The following is a 24581-nucleotide window of genomic DNA, read 5'->3' on the forward strand; positions in this document are numbered from 1 at the left end:
AAGTCTTGTAAATGCACCCTCTTTTACAATATCTGTCTTCGTTGGATCTAATTCGATTTCTGCCATTCTATTGCCAAGCCAATCAATAAGTGGCTCATAGTCTGACAATATAAAGAGTGCAGATTCTGAACGTAAAGTATGAGTATCAAAGCTATTATAAGGGGAGTGATTACCAATATATTTTAATTTAAAAATGTTATAACAAAGGTTTTTAAAGGTCTCTAAATCACCACCATGAAACCAATGGGACATGGCCTGTGCTTCAAGATGGCTACCTAAGAACCAAAATAAATCAGGTGAATGTTCTGCTCCCTCTTCAATCATTTTGCATATTTCATTTAACTTTTTTTCTGTATGATTTTCGCCGTTAATGTGACCATCGCAATGCTGTAAGCGAAATGCCATTTTATCGTTTACTATTCTAGGATTCATTTTTAACCTCTTCACTTATTTATTCGATGTTGTGTCAATTATCACGGGCACAATTTTTAACATCACCGATTTTTTTATCGACGGCCGTGATCACAGTTTTGATTGGAGATCCGCTTTGTATTGCTTGCTCTAAAGCTGTTTTTGCTTCACCGGGAGGTAAACGATCCGCTGTTGTTTTTAACCATTTATCACTTAACTGGATCGTTGGGACATCACTGTCACCACTTTTACCCAGCTGAGAGCCTCCCGATTTATTAAGCTGTTTTGCATCTAATACAACCGTCGTAACACCATCTTTATCTTGTAAAATATGGTCTATGCCTTTCTCACCACCGTATTTATTACCACTCAGCTCTTTATAGCCAGATTGCGCAAGCAAATCACTTGTTAATGCTTCCGTTTTTGCACCGCTTTGGTCACCATTTCTAATGATATCAGCTACTATACCTTGCTGTTTTGATGTTAACTCGCTGTTATTAATCGTCTTGCCTGACTGATTAATTTTAGTACCGTTTACATATCCGTTACATGTAGCGTTAGCACAAACATCACTATCAAATTTCAAAATATCTTTTTGAAATTTGTCAGCTACCTCTACCGTTTCTTTTCCTACCACTTCTGCGGAGTGCTTGAACGCTTTGCCTACACCCGGTGGCGTGAGCTCAGAAACCGTCTCAATGACATTTGATCCCGCTTCTTGTTTGGCTGCTTCTGCGTTACCTTGCAGTTCGGCAACCAGTTGTCTGTCGGCTGCGCTGCCTTTGCTGTCGTCATATACGAAGGTTTCCATTGGGTTGGTTACCGCATTAACGGTAATGTCCCAAACGCCTTCGGCTACGGTTTTAGTGAAGTTAACGGGGTCTTTACTTAGGCCTTCGGAAACGGCTGTCGCGCCCTCTTTTATCGTTTGTGCTGCTTGACCTGCCGCCTCGCCTATTCGGATATCAACGGTTTTTTCACCATTTTGCGTGCCGTATTGTTCTATGAAGCCAGCTTCACCAGCAAGACCTTGTTCTATTAAGGTTGTCTCTCTGGCATTGATATGGGTGTCTTTAAAGGTCGTTCCATCAAAAAGCGCCTGCTCATGAGTCAATATGTCGCCAGCAGTTTTGAAATGAGAGATAAATAAGGTCAGGGTAAACTTAACTCACTATGACCCACCCTCCTCACCATCTTTACGCCAATCCAATTTCCTCCAACACTTTCCTGTATTTTCAGCTACCTCTCATGACCTAAATAAGCACAGGCGTTGATGTCTTCATCGCAGGTAAAAATAGGCTGGCGGGTGTTACCCCGCAGAATGATAGGCTCGGTAAAACCCAGAATTGAAACTCTGGAACAACGTGGCATGGAGACTCCTTTCTCGCATACGTTAAGATAGAAATGGATAGCATGAAGCTAAATTAGCTAGGGAATAGATTTAATTTTACTCTGGCCCCAATTACTTAATGAGCTGCTATTATCTATTACATCTTTCAGCTCATTATGAAATTTTCCCGAGCCTGTAGAACCATGGCCACCAGATATGCCTGTATCTGGATCTTTCCATTTCAAATCTGCCGTTTTAGTTCTAAACCTTTTTATCTCATCCATGGACACTCCCCACTCTTTGAAATCGGGTGCTCGACATACCATACACCACTCATGCAGATTTCCAGGGTTACGAATTTGTCTTTCTATTTGAGTTCTGATTTTCTTATCCGACCAGAGAGTATCTAGCTCTTGAGGTGATAAGTCATCAAACCATTTATCAAAACCTTTTTTAGAAGTAGGCACTCGCCCATTTGATAACAACTCATCTGTTGTTCGAGGCGGAACAATATCCTCTGGGCCAACCGTTAATCAACGATTGGGCTTTGCGTTATATTCTCAGTTCACAAGAACTATTTATTTCGAGCCTTAATAGCCTTGATCACAATACTTTCAACACCCTTATATGAACCGGTTAATTTAGGGTAGGACTTAATTGTCTCTATAGACGCTAAATCACCAACTCCTCTTAATGCACAAAAAGCGGCACACCTTGAGCTGTCTTTTTCCCCATACAGAGATAAAAACTTATGGACAAAAGCGCCCAAAGTATTCTTATCTTTGCTATCAATTTCTATTAAAGGAGGGAATGATAACAATAGGTTGATCGCATCTACTAACTTTAAAGAAAGTGAATAGTTAATTTCAGGTTTTTTAATAAGTTCATCAAATAACGTAATTATTCCCTTAATTGTTTCTTTGCTTTTTATATCATCCAATACAGCAAGAACAAATTCTGATGTCTCTAAGTACTCACCTGAGTCCGAGCTTACATATTGCTTAAGCCCATCAAATCCACCCTCTAAATAGGCAACCACAACAGTTGCCCATGTTGCTAAAGGCACCTTATTTGAGGTTTTGGCTGCCACTACATCATCCCATTGATATACTTCAGTGGCTTCCCTTAAAAAAGGTATGGCATCGGTGTTTTTAGCAACCGCCAGCTCAATTAAGTCCTCAACCTCAAGTAAGTGGTTTTCTGCCTTTTTCTTTAATTCATTAAACACGCTTATTCTCGCCTATCCAGTCTAATTTCACAGTCAAGTGGTATTGTGCACCCTGTATCCCTATCTTTAACAAAATTACCTCCTTGCTCAAGTATGCGATCTTCTTTTGCCTTCTGAGCATCTTTTTTGGCTGTTAAACTGGTTGTTTCTACTGCGTCCGTAACACGCCCATCTTCAATGACTACATGGTCAACTCTTCGACGCTCACCTGTAATTCTGTCAACGACAATATTACCGTTTTTATCACGCAAGAACTGCTCATTTTGAACGGAGGCATTAGGGTTAGCTTCTTTTAGTTCGGCCTCAACCTCCGCCTCTCTTCGAGAGCCATCTATTCGATTCTGAACGACTTGAGCATCACTATTAGATTGGGTTTTTATAGGCGAAGCAAGATTACCGTCTTCGGTCACTTTGATTGGAGGGGTAGCGTCTACGTCTTTCCTAACCGCACTAAAACTACCATCAGCATTTTGACGAACATCAAAATTAGCACCTTGGCCGTCCGGTAGCTTATCGAGTTCCGCACGAACACTCTCCCTTGTCGGGGCTGATTTAACCGGCAGATTATCCTCTGGGCCTAAACCACTCCCTACACTACCAGAAGAATCGGCGACACTGCTATTTACGACACTCTTTTGACCAATCCCCGTTTTTATCAACCCTGCGCCTGCGCCAAGACCAATCACTTCTAAACCAAATTCTGCTCCTTCTTGCAGGTTATGAGCATGCCCACCACGCTCTCCTTCGATTTCAATATAGTCTTTTTGGGTGGCGAGGTCGATGCCCTGCGCACCTGCTGCGGCAGCGGTGGCGACACTCTTTTGCAGATCATTCAGGGTATCGCCCATTGTTTCATTTATTATGACATCTTTACCAACCTCTATGGCGGTTTTGATCACACCTCCTGTCAATACTCCCAGTGCAAGCATCGCAGCATTGGCTTCTTCTGCTGGTAGTGTACTAACAAAGTCCCGAACCTCTTTCGCGCCTAACAGAACCTTTTCGACAGGGTTATTTTGACGGCCCGATGTGATTTCAACAACAAGCATACCTTCGCTATTTTTAGCTGACTCGTTGGTTGATGCTCCTTTTTCGATTTCCGGTGATTCCGGCTCCCTTCCATCAAGAAGCGCCTGCTCATTAGTCAATATGCCGCCAGCGGTTTGGAAAAGGTTTGGATTCGTCATAATTGACTTGGCGATTTTTGGATCAACCCCTACATCAATCAACGCATCCAGAGCGGCTTCTTCTCTTCCCTGTAGCTGAGCGGCTACCTCAGGATCATTTATGTTGTATAGGAATTTCGTGACGCCCTTCATGCCAAGTGCATTAGCTCCATCACCAGCTAATTCGTTAGTCTTTTCAACATCCTCGGCAATGTCTTCCCATCCTGCTTCGCTCAACATGCGGTTGTCGACGGTTAAAGACATGTCCAAACCACCACGTTCCATGTCTTTGGTGATTTCTTGGCTATTAGCCGCGTCTCGGTTGAGATCGGCAAACTGTGCTTGTTCGTTTAGGTCGGTACCGCTAACGGTGACGCTGCCTAGGCCTATTGTGACATTGTTGGTCTGGGCTTTTTCATGGCCGTTAAAGTTGGCACCCAGTGTGGTGGTGTTTTTGCTTAGGGAGAGATCTATTCCCTTGGATTGGCTGTTGTCGAAGTCTTGCAGATCTGCAACGGTTAAGGTGTCTGTGGTTAAATTTAACCGGTCAGTGCTGTTGCCTTCTTCATCAACAGCCGCAATGACACCGCCCGTTAGGCTGGTGTCTTTAGCCGCGATGTTGACTGTACTGCCGGTGATGCCGCTTTGTTGGTTTACCCAGGCACTGTCCGCGCTGCTTTGACTGGCGTTAATGCCGACATTATTACTGCTACCAAAACCAACACTTCCTCCAGTACTTTTACTATTACTGTTAGCAGTATCTTGTAGGCTAGCGACCGTTAAATTGTTGGTCGTAATATCAATATCTGTGGCGTTAAGGTTGCCACCTTTTATGGTGAGCTTGTCACTGTTGCTTACTAGGCTACCCGCGCCAATTTGGCTGTTGCTGTGCGTAACACTTTGACTGTCGCTTTTGCTCTGATTGGCATTAATACCGCCACTGAATCCACCCGATGAGCCATAGCTAGCACTCGCGCCTTCACTATGACTCTCAGTATTTTCGGTATAAGTGTTTTGACCAGCAGTAATATTGATGTTTTGGGCATTTAGTGCAAGCTGACCTACAGTGTTGATGCTGGAACCTTCGATGTTTAGGTTATTTTCACTTGCTACGCTTGCATTATTACCAATGTTTATATTGGAGCCATTCCAAGTACCTTGGGTAGTGGTGGTACTAGTTGTATCTGTTTGGGTGGTCACACCGCCGCTAACTGTAAAGCCATAGGTGGCAGTGCTGGCAGCAGCGCTGGCCCCTGCTGAAGTTACCGCTGTGGTGGCACTGGCAAGGTTAGCCGTAGCAGCGGCAAGGTTAACTTTGTAGAAATCCAAATCACTCTCAGGCAGTTTGCCTTCGGCGACTTTTTGCTTGGCGTCGTCATAAGCATCTTTAGCATCACCAACAGCGTCTTTGGCGTCTTTTAGGGCCTCTGCCGCTAGAACGACATCCACATAGGCATTTCTTACACCAGCATCGAGGGTTTTGGTTTTGGTGATGCTGTCATGGGTGGTTTCTGTGGTGGCTTCTCGACCACCAATCAGTACGTTGTCCCCTTCAATACTGACATCGTTGGTGACGTTCACATCACTCGCGACAATGGCAACATTATTGTTGGCTTGAATGTTGAGATTACCCGCCGAGATAGAGCTGCCCGCCCAGGTATTAGATGTGGTTGTTGTGCGTTCGGTTTGATCGGTCTCAGTGATACTCGCGAGGCTGATTTGATCTTTTTGTAACGCCGCGCCCTTACCTGAGACTGTTTGATCAGTGTGAGCATTAGAGACGACGGTTTGCTCACGAGCTGCATCTATGATGATGTCGTTGGCGCTCAGGTTCGCCGTATTGGAGACCTCGACATTGGTACCGATCAGGGTAAGGTTGTTTTGTGCATTGATATCAAGCTCATTGGCAGCAAGAGTCGCCGTCTGCTGTGTTAATGAGTCAGTACGAGTCGCATCCGCTTCCCCTACTTTGATGTCACCATGCACTAAGCCGCCTGTACCTATTGCGGCAACCACAGCTAAGCCTTTGGCAAGATCTTTAAATATGCCACGGAAGCCAGAGGAGGATTCACTCCACTCACTGCTTTGCAGGGCTTTGCTGCCCACTATCACGTTCCCCACCTGCGCACCATTGGCACTGACATAGTTACCATCGGCATTTTGTGTGACGGCTTGTAGTGAGTCAGAGCCTGCGCCCATTGATAAGGTATCGTTGGCGGCTAAAGTCGCACCTTCCAGGGTAATGTTATTACCTGACGCCAATGCAATATCGCCATCACCAGAGGTCCCATTGGCAACGAGATCGCTGGTAACAGCCGTTTGTGTGATCGAGCCTTGGTCTTTGGCCTTGACTTTAAAAGTACCTTTTTTCTGTTCTTGGTAACGAGAAGAGGATTGATCCACCGCTGATAAGAGTTGAATATCGCCTTGAGCCTGTAAATCAATACCACCTGCGGCTGTGGCTTTGGAGCCCGATAGAATAATATCCGCTCCTGAAGTGATTTGAATATCGCCACCAGAGGCTAGATTCGTACCTTGGTTGGTAGTGCTTTCAGACGTAGAGGTTTTAGTAGAGGTTTTCGAGCCCAATAAACCAGATCTTTTCTTTTTCACTTCTTCAAAGCTGGAATTAGTCGCTTGGGCACTGGCTAACATCACATCTCCACCCGCAGCCAACGCAATGTCGTTATCACCAGTAAGAGTCGAACCTTCTGAGAAGATATCCTGCTGACTTACTAGATTTAATGTACCGCCAGCGCTTAGTTTGGTGCCTGTGAGGCTTTCGTTGTGAGAACTTTTTTCCGTGGCATTACCACCACCGCCTACAAAGCTGTATGCGTCTTTGGTGTCTTTCACCGCCAAAAGATCAATGTTGTTGGCGGATAGAGTCAAGTCTTCCTCCGCTGCCAACTGAGCACCTTGGCTGGTGATTGTTTCCGCAGCTTGTATATTAATATTGCCGGCTTCTAACTGACTCAATTGATGGGTCACACTTGAACTGGTCGTAATATCTTTTGTACGAGGATTCCATTTACTGGAATTATCTATCGTACGCTTTGTCGAATCGGCTAGAGCAAGCAATTCCACTTCTTCCGCACTAATGTCGATGCTCTGTGTTGCCTTAATATGTGCGGCTTCTGACGTCACTTTTCCAGATTCGGCGTTCAAGGCTACCGTTTTACCGGTCAACTGAGTCATATTGTGTGTCGTTGTGGTTGTAATGTCATCCGTAAAACCTGTCGTTTGCATCGATTGAGTGGCAGAAAGCTGAATGTCATTGCCTGCTGCCAGGGCTAAGCTGCCTTGTGCCTCCACAGAGCTAGCAACCATTTTAATATCCTGCCCTGCGGATAAATGGATATCCTGCCCAGATAAATCACCGCCAATTGAAGTGAGATCTTCACTTGCATCAAGAGTCAGCGAATCTGTTGCAGTTAAGCTACCCGTGTTTTCTATGTTTTTCGCTTTGACGTTTAACCCATTGCTTGCCAGGATAGCCCCTGAGTTAGTCAGACTCTCGTCCACCTCGATATCAATGTTGTTGGCAGCAATCAAGGCTCCATCTGGTCGCAACATCAGATCGTCGGTATTAGGTAAGTAGACCTTAGGAACCAAGGCTTGTTTGGGACCAGAAGCGGTTTGTACTGTCTCAGTCACCATCCATACTATGGGCTGTTTTAGCTTGGCTACTTGTTCATTACTGAGTGCAATACCAGTGCTTAATTTTAAGTCTGTGTATATATTTAAAGCATTGTCCATCAAGGTCGCGTAGGCGGATTCAATGTCCTCTTGATTAGGTAAGGTTTGTTGTCCTGTGTAGGAGAGTATTTGCTGACGCACCATTTGTTGCTCTAAATAGCCGTCCCCAAGGCGCGATGCAGTTTTGCCTGTACGTCCGTTGCTATCTCCTAGCATTTTATTCAACAGATAGTCAGATGAAATAAAGGTTTTGTAATTGGTGAATAAAGGGTTGGTTTCAATCAGGTAACCAGAACCTAATGATTGGGTAACGGAAAATTGGGCACTGCTAATAAAATCGTCTATTGAAAGGTCATCAAAAATAGCATTTCGGCGTTGCTTAATCATCTCAGCACGGCTTAACTCTTCTGATATTTCATCCACACTACCTACATTTTGTATGCTGCCGCCTTTGCCAGTGATGGCATTTTTACTAGAAAGCGTAGGAGAGAGTAATGATACAGGCTTTGTATTAAGGCGATTGAAATTAGTTGTCGTCTCGCTCCTTCTCTCTCGGTTATAAGAACCTTTACCTTTACGACTTTCGCGATAAAAAGAATGCCAAATTTTTAGATTTCGATCTGTTCCATTCGTTTTAATGGTTTGTGTCGCAGTCAAAGACTGATTGTTAATCCCGCCATTAAAGTTCAGGTTGTTATTGGCACTGATAGTGGAATAAAGATTATCAACATAACCTTCGACGTTTAAACTCCCTTGGGACGTGATTTTACCTTCCACACTGATTTGGGAGATGTATGGAGTAACAATAGTCTCTGTATATGTGGTAAAGGTTTGTTCAGTTATTTTCCCTTTTCTCTCATGCACAGGCTCTTGTATAACTATAATGCTGCCAGTGATTTCATGATTTCTACTGACGGAATTATGCTCAACTTTCACAAGGGATCGTTTATTAACGATGTTACTCGCCTCAATGGTTAAGTCCCCACCTCGGGTTTCAATATCTGCCGAACTGTTGGTGATATTGCCTTTGGCATACAATTCTCCGCTGCCCAAGCTGAACAAAGACGCCCCATCGTAATTATCAATACTGCTATTCGATGCCAGATCCAGATACTCATTGGCCACGATGGCCCCATTACTGCCTGAGTTTAATAGGCTACTGCTGTTCAAGGTGACACGATTGGCTCCAATTACACCATAGTTAGCTAGGCTGCCTAAGGTTAAATCCAATTGGCCGTTTAACGCGGTGATCGTGCCGTTGCTTTGGTTAGTCAGACTACCAGAACGAGGATTCTCGACATTATCTTCTGTGCTTTGGATAGCTTGCGCAGTTTGAATGGTATTTCGTGCTTCAATTATGGCGTTGTCATTGGTTAAAGCACCTTCCCAGTCTAGGGTGATAGTGTCGTTGGCACGGATTAATGCCCCTGCTGTATTATCAATGTTGCGGCTGGACAAACGTATATTTTGTGCGGATTCAATCTGACTGACGGTATTAATCAGGTCCGTCCTCGCTTCAATGGTTAACAAACCATTGGTACGAATGCTGGCGCTGTTAGTGTTACTCACCTCTCCCTTAGTAGCGATTAAGGTAGCATCGCCTGTAGCGCTAATCCGACTGTTACTGGTGTCATTGTAAATGGCCGTGGCCGTCAATTTAACATCCTTACCCGTTAACGTTCCCTTATTGGTTAACGGCCCAGTTAGAGTCAGTATATCGTCGTCTTCCCGCTCGCCAATCATGATGTTTAGGATGCCATTTTCTGCCAACATAGTACTGTTGGCATCGTTGCTAAAAGCTTGACTGATAAGAGTAAGGTCATGAGCAGCTTCTATTGTGCTCGTTTGATTAACAAGCCCCCCCAGAGATTGCAGTGTCATGTCATTGGAAGAGTAAGTATTGGCGCCATTCAAGTTACTGAATGTCCCATTGGTATGAATAACCAGCTGATCATCAGAAGAAAAAATGGCGTCGTTATCATTAACAATGTCGCCATATGATGACAAGTTTAATGTTTTCGCAGCGTGTACTTGAGCATTTTGATTCGAATTAACCAGAGTTTGTGTCGCCGCTAATGACACCTTATTGCCCAAAATTGCTCCACTGTTTTTCAACACATTGGCTTCAATTTGAATATCATCAGCACTTAAAGTTGCACCGTGAACAATATTTCCTTGACTATCAAGCACTATATCGTCAACGGCCCTGACTTCACCGCCGATATTCACGCCCAATCCTTGTTCAGTACCAATCAAACGAATACGATTGGCGTACATGCCGCCAATGGCCGCAACGTCCAATGCAAATTCTTCCCGTTCACCACTGGATCGAGCAGTAACAGACTTGTCTTGGTAGTTAATGAGGTTATCACCGGTGATGATGGTGGCCTGATCAGTCCATAGTTTGGCATTAAGCTTGACACTACGCGCCAAAATATCTAACTCATGAGTTTGGGTATCGTTCAAACCTTGACCAGAAATGGCAATATCGCCTCGTGAAACGTCAAAACCAGACAAACCACCCTGCCCGTCGAATAATGCTTGGCCAGTTGTTAAAGTCGCTCGAGTGGTATTGATAAACCCACAGCCGTCACAAGTTATGCCATTTTGGTTGGCAATAACCATCTCGGCAGATCGTCCAGCGATTTCCATGTAGCCATTTAAAGCACTACGGCTGTTACCTGTGACTTCATTTAATATAATGCTAGCGCTCTTGCCTTCTAGCCGCTGGTTTCCATCGATATAACCAGCTAATTGAGTAGCTGTTATGTTCGTCGAATTATTAAAGATCAAACCAATGTTGTTAACATTAAGTTGATCGTACTCGTTACGAGACACGCCTTTCGCCGATGGTGCATTTATGTTGACAATAGGAACACCACTAGCAGAGACATCAAACCCCGGAGCATGTGCACTGTTCAATGCAGCTTTCGCGCCCTCTGCTAGCAAAACCCCAGGGGCAGAGAGATAAGCCGATAATATAATCTGTGCTATATACTTTTTGTTACGACGAAATGGCTCCAATAACGATACATTAGAAGATTTTTTAAACTTTAAAGAGGTGGTTTTCTGATGGGTAATTTTATCAAGCGATACCGATTGAAATAATCCCATGACTAAAAAACAACATTTCACACATCGTCTTAATTTAAACATGTAACTCATCCCTAAGTTGATTCAATTGTATCTATATTGAAACTGACTATTATTTAATATCGTTTAAAATTGAGCTGACAGCATCGCGCTAATTTAAAAGTCATTTTTTTTAGCGTATGGTCCGTATTCAATAAAAGGCTCTGAAACTGCTATATCGAAGTTCATATTAGATATATCTCCTTTTACTCCAACGGTTACCCCCATCATTGTTCGACTGGTCTCATTCTCAGCACCATCTCCAGAAACTTGCCCAATATCTAACCCCAAATATGGAAAGAATGAAGCGCTATTTATCGGAATAGGTAGGCCGACATCATTCTTTAAGCGCCAGCCATGCTCTGCGCTTAATGATTCATCGCTATTAAACCCTCTTACCGTGTAACGGCCACCGTTAGAGAACCAGTCCAAAGAATAGATAGCTGTATCTGAATACTGCGCAAACAAACGCCCTGTATAATTCATTTGCTGCTCAAAAAAGGTAAATGGATGATTCAAAGAAAGAGACATAGAGTAAAAACGATAGTCCGGCTGAGCGACATTTTCTGCAGCGTCAAGGCTACGTTTATCGGCCCCTAGCCAGTTATCAATCCCTTGATGAATATCGAAAGAAAAGTCGAAGATACTGCGACCCAAAAAGTGTCGATAGTTTAATCCCAAATCAAGTTCGGTGAGATTGCGTCGTTGGGCGTTGATTTCAGCATCTTCTACATAGCTGCGCCTAGTTCTTGTTTTCAGTTCACTGTTAAGAGTTAGCTTTGCTTTGTTATTACGCAGAGCAACATAGTCAAGACTCAGCTTACTGTTCTGGCTATTTCCGCTCAATTCAAAGTCTCGCACACTACCTTGGGTGACCTGAAGATAATCTGAATGACTATAAGAAAGTCCTAATAACCAATATCCGAAAGGCATACTCCAAGAAAAATACCGACTATTAGACTCACCTACAGCGCCCCCCCTAGATCTAGAAAAGGAAGTCGCTAAAACATCTTGCGCACCAACAAAATTATCGACCACAGCATTTACCGTAAGAGGATATTTTCCTGTTGCTTCACTACCACTATCATCAATCGACGTACTGATTAACCAAGATTTAGACTGCTTCACTTCAGCAATCAATATACTGGAATTAGGATAGTTCCCCGGTTTGATACTGAACTTTACATCTTGAGAATGAAGTCGACTCAATTGTTCAACAGCTTGTTCCATGTCACGTAAGCTAAGAACTTTGCCTTCTTTTACAGGTAAAGCATTTTTCCAACTAAACCGATACTCCCTAGGAAAGACTATGCGCTCAACAAACCCCTCTTCCACTTTTATCATGACGGTTCGGGAAGCAATGTTTTGTTCAGGCAATACCGCTCTTGATGTTACATAGCCATCTGCCAATAACTTTTGATTGATCAGACGAACATAAGCCTTCAAAGTTTGAACACCGATACATTGCCCAAGATATTGTTCGCCCTGAGCTAATGCCCAATCGGAAAGCAGACCATTAACTTCAATATGGTCCACAACAAAGCACACTTCCTCATCTTCTACTATCTGCGGTGTGACAGGAGGCTGTGGCAGCTGAATGGGAGGTCTCGCTTCTTCAAGACTTCTATTCAGTGTTTCTTCAGCTTCTTTGTTGCGTAGACGCCAATCAGCTTGGTTACGTATCGTTTCCTCTTCAGCTGAGTAAGAAATTTCAGACAAAAGAGCTAACCACAACAAGAAAAATGTAAATAATGATCGAAATACCACTAAAAAAAATCCTTTTCTTTCCGTTATTTTACTTTAACTTACATAATTAACGCAAATAGAACAATTCTTATTCAATTATTTGCTAAATGGAAATTGAAACAAAATGCACATCTTAGGCAAAATTCAAACAAACCTACAATTGATTCGTAACCCCCATTTAACTCCATCCACGCCTTAAAATTACAGACTTTAGAGGGTTATAAATACCATTATCACGAATCTGCTAATACAAAGTCCCTTGGTCTGTTATCTAGTTAAGGCCCTACTCATTAACTGGCGTGGTCGTGAAGTTATGAATGAGACTATATTCAGCATCCACAGCAATATGTGTCTTTAACTCGCGGAAAACATTAATTACCGCTCTAACCTGATGCAATCCGGGATCTCATGACTTCGTTTTATTTTAGATTGGACAAGCTAACTCAATGATTGTTGTTTCAACAATAGCCTTTTTCTTGAAGCGAACTCCTAAGCTCAATAATCATTTATTCACTTCTTTAAGGACGTTTGCGCTTATTTCAATAAATTATTGAAGTTCATGACTGTCGTATGATCAGAGAAAGCCCTTTCATGTAATAAATCTGCAAATAAACGCATGGAAGTAATCTCATAAAGGATGCCAGCCATAGCGGGATCACTTATGGTGTATCAGTTTGAATAAAGCGAGCCCATAACATAGTAGTAAGCAGATAAGGTTATTGCCCATTACATGCTTTTGGATAGAAAAGACACGTTAAGTGGCTCAAGGGAATAAGAAAAGCCTTTAGGCGAGGATCAACAGACAATTTAGGTACGTTTTACACGGACCACCTTCATCACTTCCATAGGAATGCCCGCGACACTCTCTTGGGCAGGGTAATAAGTAAGGTTAACGCGTGCCCCTTTAAGAGTTCGGTACTTTCCTTGGCGCTTAAAGCGGAAGGGTACATCGTATCCTTCGATCATTAAGGTATGAAGAATCCAGTCGGCTTGCGAACGCTGCACATGGGATTTCACTTTTAGAGCATCGGAATGAATCAGTTCTCGGTTCTTTTGTAAAAGCTCATTTGGATCTGATTGCATAGTTCGCTCCTCTTTTTCACAAGTGAATTAGAGAAGCCATTATGACATAGTAGTAAGAAGTAAGCCAAATACAGGCTAGTTTTTATACAAACGTTAACTTTTATTATTTTCTGGTTGAGGCGCTTCGGCCTTTTCTTTAAATTGGCTAAAAGCTTGCGCCGCTTCTTTTCCTTGAAGACGAATAACAGGTTTTTGCAAAATGAGATTATTAGGATAGGTCACAACGTCTTCCGATAATCGCCGAATTATCACATGGAAAGTGGAAATTTCTATAATCTGACCAATGATTTCATCATCTTTATCGACCACTTTTACCCAATCTCCGACTTTATATGGAAAGCTAAAAAAGATCAGCAAGCTCGCTGTAATGTTACTTAAAATTGACCATTGAGCGAACAAAGCCACACCGACAACAGCAAAGACTGAAGAGAAGAAAATGGCCAGCTCACCATAGCCCACGCCTAATACTAAACAAATCAATAGAACAAAAAGCGCGGTTAAGCCAAGATTGAGCATTTTTGCGACATAACTTGCGCGTACATCTTTCACTGACTTTTTCTGGCTTAGAGATGCAATGCTAGAAGCCAAAATTTTAGCTAGTAAAAAATAGCCTACAACCAATAAAATAACGAGTACAACTTTTATCATCATATTACTCATTTTAGTTAGTCAAACTGCCACTCAAAGAACATAAAATAGCACACAAGGGACGATGGCAATACTCATTAGGTTGCCAATTAACACCATAGAAGCCACTTTATGGGGTTCCTGTTGATACATTTCTGCCACCATATAATTCAATACAGCAGGCGGTAGGCAAGCAAATAGAAGCAAGTAGCCAAATTGCTCTTGTGACAGCTCAGCAAACCATTGCCAGATCACCGCAATAATTAAACTACTAATGGGGCTGATAAAGCCGCTTATCACTCCCAATTTCCATTGGCTGAAATCCACGCTGGTCATGCGCACTCCTAAAGCAAACAGCATGAGCGGAATGGCAATTTGCCCCATCATATCAACCGACACCTGAATAGCAGGGCTCAGGCCCCAACCTTGCAAGCTCCATAGCAAACCTAAAATAGTCGCCAGCACCATGGGCATTTTTAAAATATTAATAAAATTAGACTTAGGGTTGATCATATACATGCCAACCGTAAAGTGGAGCAAGTTCTCTGTTAAGAATAAAACAACGGCAATGGGCAGGGCAGCTTCACCAAAAGCCAATACGATAAGAGGGATGCCCAAATTACCACTGTTATTAAACATCATTGGAGGCACAAGTGTTTTAACTTCTACGTTAAGCAAACGACACAGAGGCCAGACCAATAACCCTGAACCAAGCACCACGACAGCAGCGGCTAATATCAAATCGAGATACAAAGCGACATGAAACTCTTTCGATGCCATTACAGAGAAAATAAGCGCGGGAACAAATACACTGATATTTAACCGATTGGCCACCGACATGTCTGTCGGCCTGACCCTAGCGTATAAAAATGCAACTAAGACAATAAAAGCTAGCGGAAACACAGTGTTAAAAATGTGTGAAAGTGCGATCGATGCATCCATTCTGAAGACCAACTAAACAAGAAAGAACTTATTGGACAAGGTTTTGGGGCTATAGGTCAAGCCGCTAAGGGGTATAATATTTTTTCGGTGACTGGTGAAAAAACTGCTGAAAAGCATAACTAAACGCAGAGCTTGATTGGTCAAAGCTTTACTGGAGTGCACATAACCTTTCCTACCTAAACGATCTGTGTAATTAATTTAAAAGCTAAGTTTGCGGCAAAGCCCAATCTATAATGATGGTGGCCACGAGCCACCTTGACGGCTTCGTCAACATAACTTAAGATCATTATTAGTGAACGTGCAGAGGTTCAATGGGATTCATAACCTTTGCGCATATTTGGATGGTTGCCGAATAAAGTACGTTGTTATCCAGCATGATGCGCCTATACGGCGCATTTTTGTATCTACTTAGCTAGGCCAAAGGTCAACAATAAACTTTGGCACGCCATGAACTGTTAGTATCACTGGTTCAACTCTAACATTACGCATTTCCCTGCATACTAGCTTCTTAACTTTTTTCTTATCAAGTCTCTTAAATTGGTCCTCGCGTAAATACGCTAGCAAAGTTTGCCTGCTACAAACTCCTTTAAAAAAAGCCACCTTACCCGACTTCAAAAGGTGTTCATATCGCTCGTTAGAAAAACTGCGAATCAGCAGCAGTGCGTTATCTACTTGAGTATGAAGAAATTGGATAGCGCTTTTGTCATCAACTACAGACTTATCTTTCCATACAGGCTCATGATGAGACATACGGTTTCTCAACCTTTGTAATTCTAGGAGCAATAAATGCGCCTGCTTTCGGTTAACATTTGTATTACCTAAAAACACTTTAGATTCCTGGTGAGGCCAAAAGCTCTTTTTAGGGTCAATACCTGCATAGGCATCTTCAAAAAAACTGACCCAAAAACCAAACATCACGGTACTAATTACATTATTAGCTGAGAAATTTTTACCCTCATTTGAAAGCTTTCTTTTAGGTCCTGCCAACATACTTTCATGATTAGAGAGCCATGGTTTCTTACCCACCTCTTTCTTATATCCAGCCGACTTTCTGTAATATTTTATTACATGCTTAGTCGCGTCAGATTTAAACTTTTCATCCCCACCATGCTTTAAAACTTGCTCATACCAATCACTTGCACCGAAAGCCTCAGAACCCGCAATATGTAATGCATTTCTCAAGGTGATTTCTAAACACTGTAAAATTGGATAGAGTGCTGTTGAAACCTGCTTATTCCAATTGTAAGCAGCAATTAGGTTTTCAAGTTTCTTTTTCTTGATGATCTGTTCGTAGCTTTTTAGTCTAGAGTTCGAGATGAATTGTTCTAGCTCTTTATAATTTGTTTTTTTCAACTCTATATCCCGCCATCACTGGCAAATTTGCACATATTCCAACATTTCTAACTTATACCCGCACTACTCCACTTTATCAGTATAAAAATGTACGAAAGTGTGATCGATGCATCCATTCTGAAGGCCAACTAAACAAGAAAGAACTTATTGGACAAGGTTTTGGGGCTATAGGTCAAGCCGCTAAGGGGTATAATATTTTTTCGGTGACTGGTGAAAAAACTGCTGAAAAGCATAACTAAACGCAGAGCTTGATTGGTAACCTACATCAAAAGCCACTTGAGTTACAGATACCCCTTGTTCAAGTAACGACAATGAGTGCAGTAAGCGTACTCGTTGCCGCCATTCTTTGAAGCCGATACCGGTTTGCGACAAGAAGATGCGGCTGATTGTCCGGCTGGATACCCCTAACCTCTCGGCCCATTGTTCCAATCCCGTATGATTGCAAGGGTTTTGCTGAATTTCTTGCACTAGCCCCAACACACGATGGTCACTCGGCATGAGTAAGCTCAACTCTTTACTTGGTTGTTTTACCAGCTGATCCAATAAAACCAACAACAAGCGTTCGTCCGACTCTTGCCACTCTAAGTTGGTGTCGCACCTTTCAACAATGGCTAAAATTAGTTCCTTGATTAAGGGCGTAACAGTGAAGGCTTTTCTCTCTTGGCCCAAACTTGCCACTTTCTCTGGGCGAAAATATAAACTACGGAACTGTGCCCCTTGAGGTGTGGTTACCTTATGCTCGCAGTTAGGCGGCAACCAGATTGCGCGCTGAGGAGGCACCACCATCAACTGCCCTTCCAGCTCAACATTTAATAGCCCATTGGCCGAATACATGAGCTGAAACCAAGCATGGCAATGGCGCTTACCTTCATAGCCTGCTTTCATGTCATATTGTCGGGCTAACACGTGCTGATGCTGAGCACGTCGTATCTGCTCATTTGAAGGAATATAAGAAAGTCCGCTGGCTGAGTGTTTTGTCACTTTATCTAAACCTAATGACTTTTAATAGAATGAAGGACAAAATACTACTTGCTAAACTGGGCGTAATCAAACCAGTAGAGCAGGAACCTCAAAAATGACAAGGCAACCCAGTAAAGATTGGCGCACCCCGAAAAACTTACTTATGCTTGTCGCTATCGTTTTACCTATTTCATTTGCCAGCTGGCAAGCGCTACTTAACAACTTTGTTATAGAAAAGGCAGCCTTTACTGGCGCTGAAATAGGTTTGTTGCAAAGTGTGCGAGAAATCCCAGGGTTCCTTGCCTTTACGGCAGTGTTTGTACTGCTGTTCATTCGTGAACAAAAATTTATGGTTCTGTCACTAGCCATGCTCACCATTGGTGTTGCCATTACTGGCTTTTTTCCTTCTGTTACCGGCTTACTGTGCACAACATTACTGATGTCCATTGGCTTCCATTACTTAGAAACCCTTAAACAGTCTTTGTCGTTACAATGGCTTAGTAAAGAAGAAGCTCCTGAAATACTGGGCAAGCTAATCTCGGTAGGAGCCCTATCGTCTTTAATTACCTATTGTGTGCTCTGGGTATTATTAGAAATGCTAAATTTGGATTACCAGTGGGTCTATCTGATTGCAGGCTCAAGTGCCTTGATTATCGTTGTCTTCATTTGGTTAGCCTTTCCCACATTTGAAAGCACTACCGTGCAAAATAAAAAGTTAATTTTGCGCAAGCGTTATAGCCTGTACTACGCACTAGTCTTCATTAGTGGAGCAAGACGACAAATATTTGTGGTGTTTGCAGGCTTCTTAATGGTTGAAAAGTTTGGTTATTCAGCGGCCGACATCACTCTATTGTTTTTAATAAATTATGCGTTTAACTGGTTATTTGCCAAAAAGATTGGCCGTCTTATTGGCGTCATAGGAGAACGAAAAGCCTTAGTATTTGAATACATTGGGCTTATTTTAGTATTCGTTGGCTACGCTATGGTTGAATCCGCTGAAATGGCGGCGGGGTTATACGTGATAGACCATTTATTTTTTGCTTTAGCTTTAGCCATAAAAACTTATTTCCAGAAAATTGCCGACCCTGCTGATATAGCTTCTACCGCTGGAGTGTCATTTACCATTAGCCATATTGCTGCCGTGTTTATTCCTGTAAGTTTTGGTTTGCTCTGGTTGGTTTCTCCCGCCAGTGTTTTCTACGCGGGTGCAGCCATGGCGGTTTTATCTTTACTTATGGCTTTGCATATTCCAGATCACCCTTCAGAAAAGAATGAAATACGCAGACTACGCCAAATTATAGGGCGTAGTTAAACCAAAAGTTAGAATGCACAGTGAGTGCATAGCAGTCATTTACTAGAGTCTATAGGGGTTATGACTGCTCTTTTTGTTCAAGCTCAATTAGGTAATTACGTGCCATTACAAAGCCCATGCTGCCAAAAATAATCGACCCCACAGCCTGACCAACTAACACCCCTTCAGCTCCCATTAACCAGCCGAATATGGTGATCAGCGGCCATGTTCCCAAAGTGGCACGACCAAAATTTAGCAATGTACTGTTAAAAGGTTTACCAAGGTTGTTAAATACAGCAATAGCAATGAAAAGCAAACTTTGAAAGAAGAAGCTAAATGAAACATAGCTAGCAAAAAACTGGATCATATGAGCGGTCTGCTCTGCTGCACTAAATGCAGTGACCAAACTATCTTGTAAAAGGTACAGTCCTGTACATAAGGCTAAGCAGTAGCCCAACGCATAAATAACCGCACTGCTAATCGTGTCGTACATTCGATCAAAGCGTTTAGCACCATAGTTTTGTCCTAACATGGGACCCACAGCACCCGACAACGCAAATAAACCACCAAACACCACAGGAATAATCCGCCCAATTATCGCAATACCTGCTACCGCGTCGTCGCCAAAATCTGCCCCATGGGACATTACAATGGCATTAGCCAAGGGGGATGATAAGTTGGTCAGCATGGCTGGCACTGAAATTTTTAAAATGGGTAGCAGGTCTTCTAGGAAGTCCTTCAATTCAAATTGCCCAAGTATTTTATGAACCTGAACGACACCATAGTAAGACACGACCACCATGGATAATCTTGATATTAAAGAGGCAATGGCAGCCCCTTGTACACCTAAGCCAAAGGCAAAGATAAAAATCGGATCTAATACTGCATTCACAAAGCCACCGATCAAGGTGGTGTACATAGCTCTTTTGGCATCTCCCAAAGCACGCATAATACCCGAGCAAATCATACCGATCATAACCGCTGGCATGCCGGGTAAAATGATCTGCAAATATTCAGTAGATAAGTCTAACGTGCGCCCTGTGGCACCAATGTATAAAAGTAGGTGAGGAATTTTTGGCCAGAGCCACCAAACCACCAGCGAGGAGAATAAAATACCAAAGGTCAGCACATTCACAGCACGACGTTTAGCCAATGCCATGTCCCCAGCCCCCACAGCTTTAGACACCAAAGCCGTTGCAGCAATAGAGATGGCAATACTCACTGAGACGGTGAAAAACATCAGGGTACTGGCAAAACCAACAGCGGCAACAGCCTCTTTTTCGTCAAGCATCGACAAAAACAGCATATCAATTAGGTCAACCAAAAACATGCACATTAGCCCCAGTGCCCCAGTGACTGACATAGCGACAATATGCTTAAGTGTTGAGCCTTGTGTTAGTTTTGCCTGTGCAGGCATTCACTCCCCCTAAAAATCCGTAGAGCAAATACCCTTGCCCAAAAAAAAAACCAGATGCTAGCACATCTGGTTTTGTATTTTCTCACGTATCTCGCCAAGTGAGAATGCTAAGTTTGCTTACTCTAATGAATATCGTTCGCTTCACGATTAAAGACCACTTTTTCCACATCGGAATAGCGTTCAGCAAAGTGCACTGTCATGCCTTCTTTTACGGACTCAGGCAGCTCTTCATAGTCACGCCGGTTAGGCTCAGGCAAAATCACTTCGTTGATCTTACTTCGCTTAGCCGCAATGATTTTCTCTCTTATGCCACCTACTGCAAGTACTTGCCCTGTTAACGTAAGTTCACCGGTCATGGCTAGGCCTTTGCGAACAGGAAGCTCTTTGGCAAGAGACATTAATGCTGTCGCCATACTGATTCCTGCACTCGGCCCATCTTTTGGTGTCGCCCCTTCTGGCACATGTAAGTGCACAAGGCATTTATCAAAAAACTCAGGTGTTTTTTGATAACTCTTGGTGTGAGAAAAAACATAAGAATAAGCAATGTCTGCCGATTCTTTCATCACATCGCCAAGTTTACCTGTCAGTTTTAAACCTCGGGTGAGTTCATGAACCTTGTTCGCTTCAATAGGTAAGGTTGCACCTCCCATTGAGGTCCAAGCTAGGCCAGTAACCACCCCAACCCCTTGCAGATTTTTTTCAGGACGAAAATAGGGCATACCAAGGAGCCGCTCAACATCTTTAACACCCACATTAATATGATCTTTTTCTTCTGTCATTAAGCTAACAACAGACTTACGCAACACTTTTTGCAGGAGTTTATCTAGGCTACGTACTCCTGCTTCACGAGCATAATACTCAATGATATGGCGTAGGGCGGCGTCTGTAATGTTGAGTTGTTTTTTCAGTAATTTGTTCTTTTTCAGCAACTTAGGCCATAGGTGTTGCTTAGCGATGGTCAATTTTTCATCGCCTATATAACCTGATAAGCGAATCACATCCATTCGGTCTAATAAGGGTGACGGAATGGTGTCCAGTTGATTCGCGGTGCAAACAAAAAGCGCTTTAGACAGGTCTATACGCATGTCTAGGTAGTGGTCTAAAAACTCGCTGTTTTGCTCTGGGTCTAATGCCTCTAGCAAAGCCGATGCAGGGTCGCCTTGGAAAGACGAGCCAATTTTATCGACTTCGTCTAGCATAATGACTGGGTTTTCAACTTCCACATCTTTTAAAGCTTGAACAAATTTACCCGGCAATGCCCCTATGTAGGTCCGACGGTGGCCTTTTATTTCAGCTTCATCTCGCATTCCACCAAGACTAAAACGGTAAAACTTACGATTTAGAGAAGCCGCAATGGATTTACCGATAGAGGTTTTACCCACTCCTGGAGGCCCCACCAAGAGTAGAATCGATCCACTCATTTCACCTCGTTGCGCCCCTAAAGCGAGAAACTCGACAATATGGTCTTTTACATCACTCAAACCTGAGTGGTGCTGGTCTAAGACATTTCTAGCTGACTTTATGTCTAGGTTATCGTCTGAACAAATGCCCCAAGGCAATGAGGTTGCCCAATCTAAGTAATTACGTGTCACTCCGTATTCAGGGGAGCCTGTTTCTAAAATACTCAACTTTTGCAGTTCGTCTTGGATTTTACCTAACGCGGCCTCTGGGAGCTTTTTATCGGCTATACGCGCTTCAAAGGTTTCAACATCGGCAGTTCGATCATCCTTAGACAATCCTAGCTCTTTTTGAATTACCTTTAATTGCTCTTTTAAGAAAAACTCTCTTTGATGCTTGGTCAGTTTTTCGTTTACTTCCGAGCTGATCTCATTCTGTAAACGCGCAATCTCTAGCTCTTTTTTCAGCAAGGTTAGAGCAAGGTTCAAGCGAGGTTGAACTTTACGAGTTTGCAGCACCTCGTATAAATCTTCAGGCTCAGCAGAGGTAATTGAAGCGGCAAAGTCCGCCAGCAGCCCAGATTCACTGAAAGAGAAGCGACCAAGGTATTGACGCAAATCTTCATTGAACAAAGGGTTTAATCGGATCAGCTCTTTAATCGCGTCTAAAATCGCGATGGAGTAGGCTTTTGCTTCATCGTCACTGGTTTTTTCATCTTGCAAATAGCGCACTTTAGCCAAAAATGGCGTTTCATTACTTAACCATTCAACCACCTCAAAGCGCCGTACGCCCTGGGCTAAAAAAGTAATTTTATCATTTTGCTTTTCCGCTTTATGAATACGTGCCACGCAGCCAATGGAGCGAAAAGACTCTCTGGTTGGAGATTCGCCAGACGTTTTATCCGCGTACACCAAGCCGACGGCAGACTGAGGGTGCTCAGCTAAACGCTCAATGGTTTCTTCCCAAGGTTCTGCATCCACCATAATGGGTTGCACCTGAGCAGGAAAATAAGGCCGACTGGAAATGGGTAAAATATAAAGAGTATCGGGTAAAACATCATCTGGTAGAGCAAGCGCTCTTGGGTCACTAATCACGACCTCTTGTTCAACCTCAACGGACTCATCAACATCATCAGCTCGGTCTATATTCTGATCATTACTCATACGTTGTATCTCTTTCTAAACTGTTCTCTTTCCCCTAAGGGCCACATTACTTAATACCTTTTATGTAATGCCATTCCTGTTGAAAACAATCCCTAATAAGTAAGATAGGTAAGTACAAATAAAGACAAGTTGGTCACCCAAGATTCTCAAATCTCACAAGTTTTCATTGTTCTGACCTGTCGCATTCGTCAAGATTATTCGCTTAGAGCAAGAAAAATGGTATGATCTTTGAAACTACCATCACGCCTTTTTATCATTAAGGACAGTCCATGACCCGCGAAGATGTTCTCAATACCTACTCAGGCATTACCCTGACTGAGCACCCATTTATTCAACACAAACTTACCAGTTTGAGAGACAAAAACACCAGCACACGAGAGTTTCGCATGTTGGTAGAAGAGCTCGGCACACTCATCGGTTATGAAGCGACTCGTGACCTAGAAACCGTAGAAGTTGAAGTGGAAACCCCGTTAGAAAAAGCAATGTGCCCTGTATTAAAAGGCAAAAAACTGTGCGTTGTTACCATCATGCGCGCGGGTAATGGCTTGGCGGAAGGCGTATTAAAACTGTCTCCTTCGGCTCGTGTCGGTCATGTTGGACTATACCGTGACCCAGAAACCAAACAGCCGGTTGAGTATTACCTCAAAATGCCTCATTCCGTGCACGAACGCACCATCATTGTGGTTGATCCTATGTTGGCTACGGGTAATTCTGCCATCATGGCCATTGATAAAATGAAAGAAATGGGTGCAACTGACATTCGCTTCATTTGCTTATTTGCCGCTCCAGAGGGCATTAAAGCCTTTAAAGATGCTCACCCAGATACCCCAATGTACATTGGCGCTATTGATCGTGAGTTAGATGAAAAAGCTTACATTCGCCCAGGTGTAGGTGATGCCGGAGACCGTATCTACGGAACTCGATAAACCTGGAGATTAAATAAAAATCCCTTATCAGAGTGATCGGATAAGGGATTTTTTTATGCTTCAAGAAAGCATTGGCAGGCTAGCCTTTTAAGGCTAAATAGGCACCCGCCCCCGCCATGATACTACCCGCACCACGATTTAAACGGCTAACGGATTTTTCAGATTTCATTAAACGACGCGCCTGTGATGCACTGTAAGCAATTAGACACAACCCTAACATTAAAGCAATAAAAGCTAGGCTGGATGCGAGCACTATGTCTGCTCCTTTTAATAAAGTGACATCCATAAAAGTCGGTAAAAAGGCCACATAAAACAAAATGACTTTAGGGTTCGACGCCGAGATCATAAACCCCTGAATAAAGCTCGCAATGCCTTCTTTAGGCGTGTTGCCTGTCTCAAGTTGGCTGCCAATCCCAACCGTAGTGGATTTCCACATTTTCCAGCCTAAGTAAATTAAATAAGCCGCGCCGGCGTAGCGTATGGCTAAAAAGACTTCTTCCCAAGTTGTTGCAATGGCTGCCAAACCAAAACAAGCCATAATTAAATACACGATATCACTGACTGCCATACCAGCGCATAACGCCACGCTTGATCGTGCGCCTTTAGTCATACTGCGAGCAATAATAGCGAACACCCCAGGCCCTGGAGTGATGCTGAAAATAAAAATAGCAATGAAAAATGTGATTGCGCTTTCAAGGCTCATATGGAA

General features: G+C 43.0%; 16 protein-coding genes. 2 read left to right on the forward strand and 14 right to left on the reverse strand.

Translation table 11 applies throughout. From position 1 onward, the window contains the following. The 11 genes from ACYVGZ_RS02070 to ACYVGZ_RS02120 all read right to left on the reverse strand — a co-directional run. Nucleotides 1-432 (reverse strand): hypothetical protein (locus ACYVGZ_RS02070; protein WP_460750502.1); only part of this gene is annotated, 432 nt, incomplete at its 3' end. A gap of 34 nt (nucleotides 433-466) precedes the next feature. Then, entirely contained in the window at nucleotides 467-1525 is a 1059-nt protein-coding gene (locus ACYVGZ_RS02075) for a hypothetical protein (protein ID WP_460750505.1), read from the reverse strand. Between the two features lie 314 nt (nucleotides 1526-1839). Next, nucleotides 1840-2208, reverse strand: a complete 369-nt coding sequence (locus ACYVGZ_RS02080; RefSeq protein ID WP_460750507.1) for a hypothetical protein — start codon at nucleotides 2206-2208, stop codon at nucleotides 1840-1842. Between the two features lie 107 nt (nucleotides 2209-2315). After that, nucleotides 2316-2969 (reverse strand): hypothetical protein, encoded by a 654-nt coding sequence (locus ACYVGZ_RS02085; RefSeq protein WP_460750510.1) that lies wholly within the window; start codon nucleotides 2967-2969, stop codon nucleotides 2316-2318. Between the two features lie 2 nt (nucleotides 2970-2971). Beyond that, nucleotides 2972-10990 carry a two-partner secretion domain-containing protein gene (locus ACYVGZ_RS02090; RefSeq protein ID WP_460750511.1) on the reverse strand — a complete coding sequence of 2673 codons (8019 nt, stop codon included), beginning with the start codon at nucleotides 10988-10990 and terminating at the stop codon, nucleotides 2972-2974. Nucleotides 10991-11083: 93 nt separating this feature from the next. Further along, complete coding sequence (locus ACYVGZ_RS02095) at nucleotides 11084-12685, reverse strand: ShlB/FhaC/HecB family hemolysin secretion/activation protein (protein ID WP_460750514.1); 1602 nt, start codon at nucleotides 12683-12685, stop codon at nucleotides 11084-11086. Nucleotides 12686-13519: 834 nt separating this feature from the next. After that, complete coding sequence (locus ACYVGZ_RS02100; RefSeq protein WP_460750517.1) at nucleotides 13520-13795, reverse strand: hypothetical protein; 276 nt, start codon at nucleotides 13793-13795, stop codon at nucleotides 13520-13522. A 93-nt stretch (nucleotides 13796-13888) separates the two neighbouring features. Beyond that, nucleotides 13889-14446 carry a mechanosensitive ion channel domain-containing protein gene (locus tag ACYVGZ_RS02105; RefSeq protein WP_460750520.1) on the reverse strand — a complete coding sequence of 186 codons (558 nt, stop codon included), beginning with the start codon at nucleotides 14444-14446 and terminating at the stop codon, nucleotides 13889-13891. 30 nt (nucleotides 14447-14476) lie between these two features. Continuing rightward, the gene (locus ACYVGZ_RS02110) at nucleotides 14477-15364 is read right to left on the reverse strand and encodes an AEC family transporter (RefSeq protein WP_460750522.1); all 888 of its coding nucleotides are present in this window, start codon (nucleotides 15362-15364) and stop codon (nucleotides 14477-14479) included. Nucleotides 15365-15772: 408 nt separating this feature from the next. Then, on the reverse strand, nucleotides 15773-16717 hold the full coding sequence (locus tag ACYVGZ_RS02115) for an Abi family protein (RefSeq protein ID WP_460750525.1): 945 nt from the start codon (nucleotides 16715-16717) through the stop codon (nucleotides 15773-15775). Nucleotides 16718-16897: 180 nt separating this feature from the next. Then, entirely contained in the window at nucleotides 16898-17698 is an 801-nt protein-coding gene (locus tag ACYVGZ_RS02120) for an AraC family ligand binding domain-containing protein (RefSeq protein ID WP_460750528.1), read from the reverse strand. A 94-nt stretch (nucleotides 17699-17792) separates the two neighbouring features. On the opposite strand from ACYVGZ_RS02120, the gene ACYVGZ_RS02125 reads away from it, so the two are divergent. After that, the gene (locus tag ACYVGZ_RS02125) at nucleotides 17793-18989 is read left to right on the forward strand and encodes an MFS transporter (protein ID WP_460750531.1); all 1197 of its coding nucleotides are present in this window, start codon (nucleotides 17793-17795) and stop codon (nucleotides 18987-18989) included. A gap of 58 nt (nucleotides 18990-19047) precedes the next feature. Here ACYVGZ_RS02125 and ACYVGZ_RS02130 read toward each other — a convergent pair whose 3' ends face one another. Together ACYVGZ_RS02130 and lon are read right to left on the reverse strand one after the other, a co-directional pair. Beyond that, nucleotides 19048-20385 (reverse strand): MATE family efflux transporter, encoded by a 1338-nt coding sequence (locus tag ACYVGZ_RS02130; protein ID WP_460750534.1) that lies wholly within the window; start codon nucleotides 20383-20385, stop codon nucleotides 19048-19050. 122 nt (nucleotides 20386-20507) lie between these two features. Next, nucleotides 20508-22946, reverse strand: coding sequence for an endopeptidase La (gene lon / locus ACYVGZ_RS02135; protein WP_460750537.1), 2439 nt, complete (start codon nucleotides 22944-22946; stop codon nucleotides 20508-20510). Between the two features lie 269 nt (nucleotides 22947-23215). Here lon and upp point away from each other — a divergent pair, with 269 nt between their 5' ends. Continuing rightward, nucleotides 23216-23872, forward strand: a complete 657-nt coding sequence (gene upp / locus ACYVGZ_RS02140; RefSeq protein ID WP_460750540.1) for a uracil phosphoribosyltransferase — start codon at nucleotides 23216-23218, stop codon at nucleotides 23870-23872. 79 nt (nucleotides 23873-23951) lie between these two features. Here upp and ACYVGZ_RS02145 read toward each other — a convergent pair whose 3' ends face one another. After that, on the reverse strand, nucleotides 23952-24575 hold the full coding sequence (locus tag ACYVGZ_RS02145) for a LysE family translocator (protein ID WP_460750543.1): 624 nt from the start codon (nucleotides 24573-24575) through the stop codon (nucleotides 23952-23954). Between the last annotated feature and the right edge of the window lie 6 nt (nucleotides 24576-24581).

It is taken from the genome of Marinomonas epiphytica (assembly GCF_054780655.1).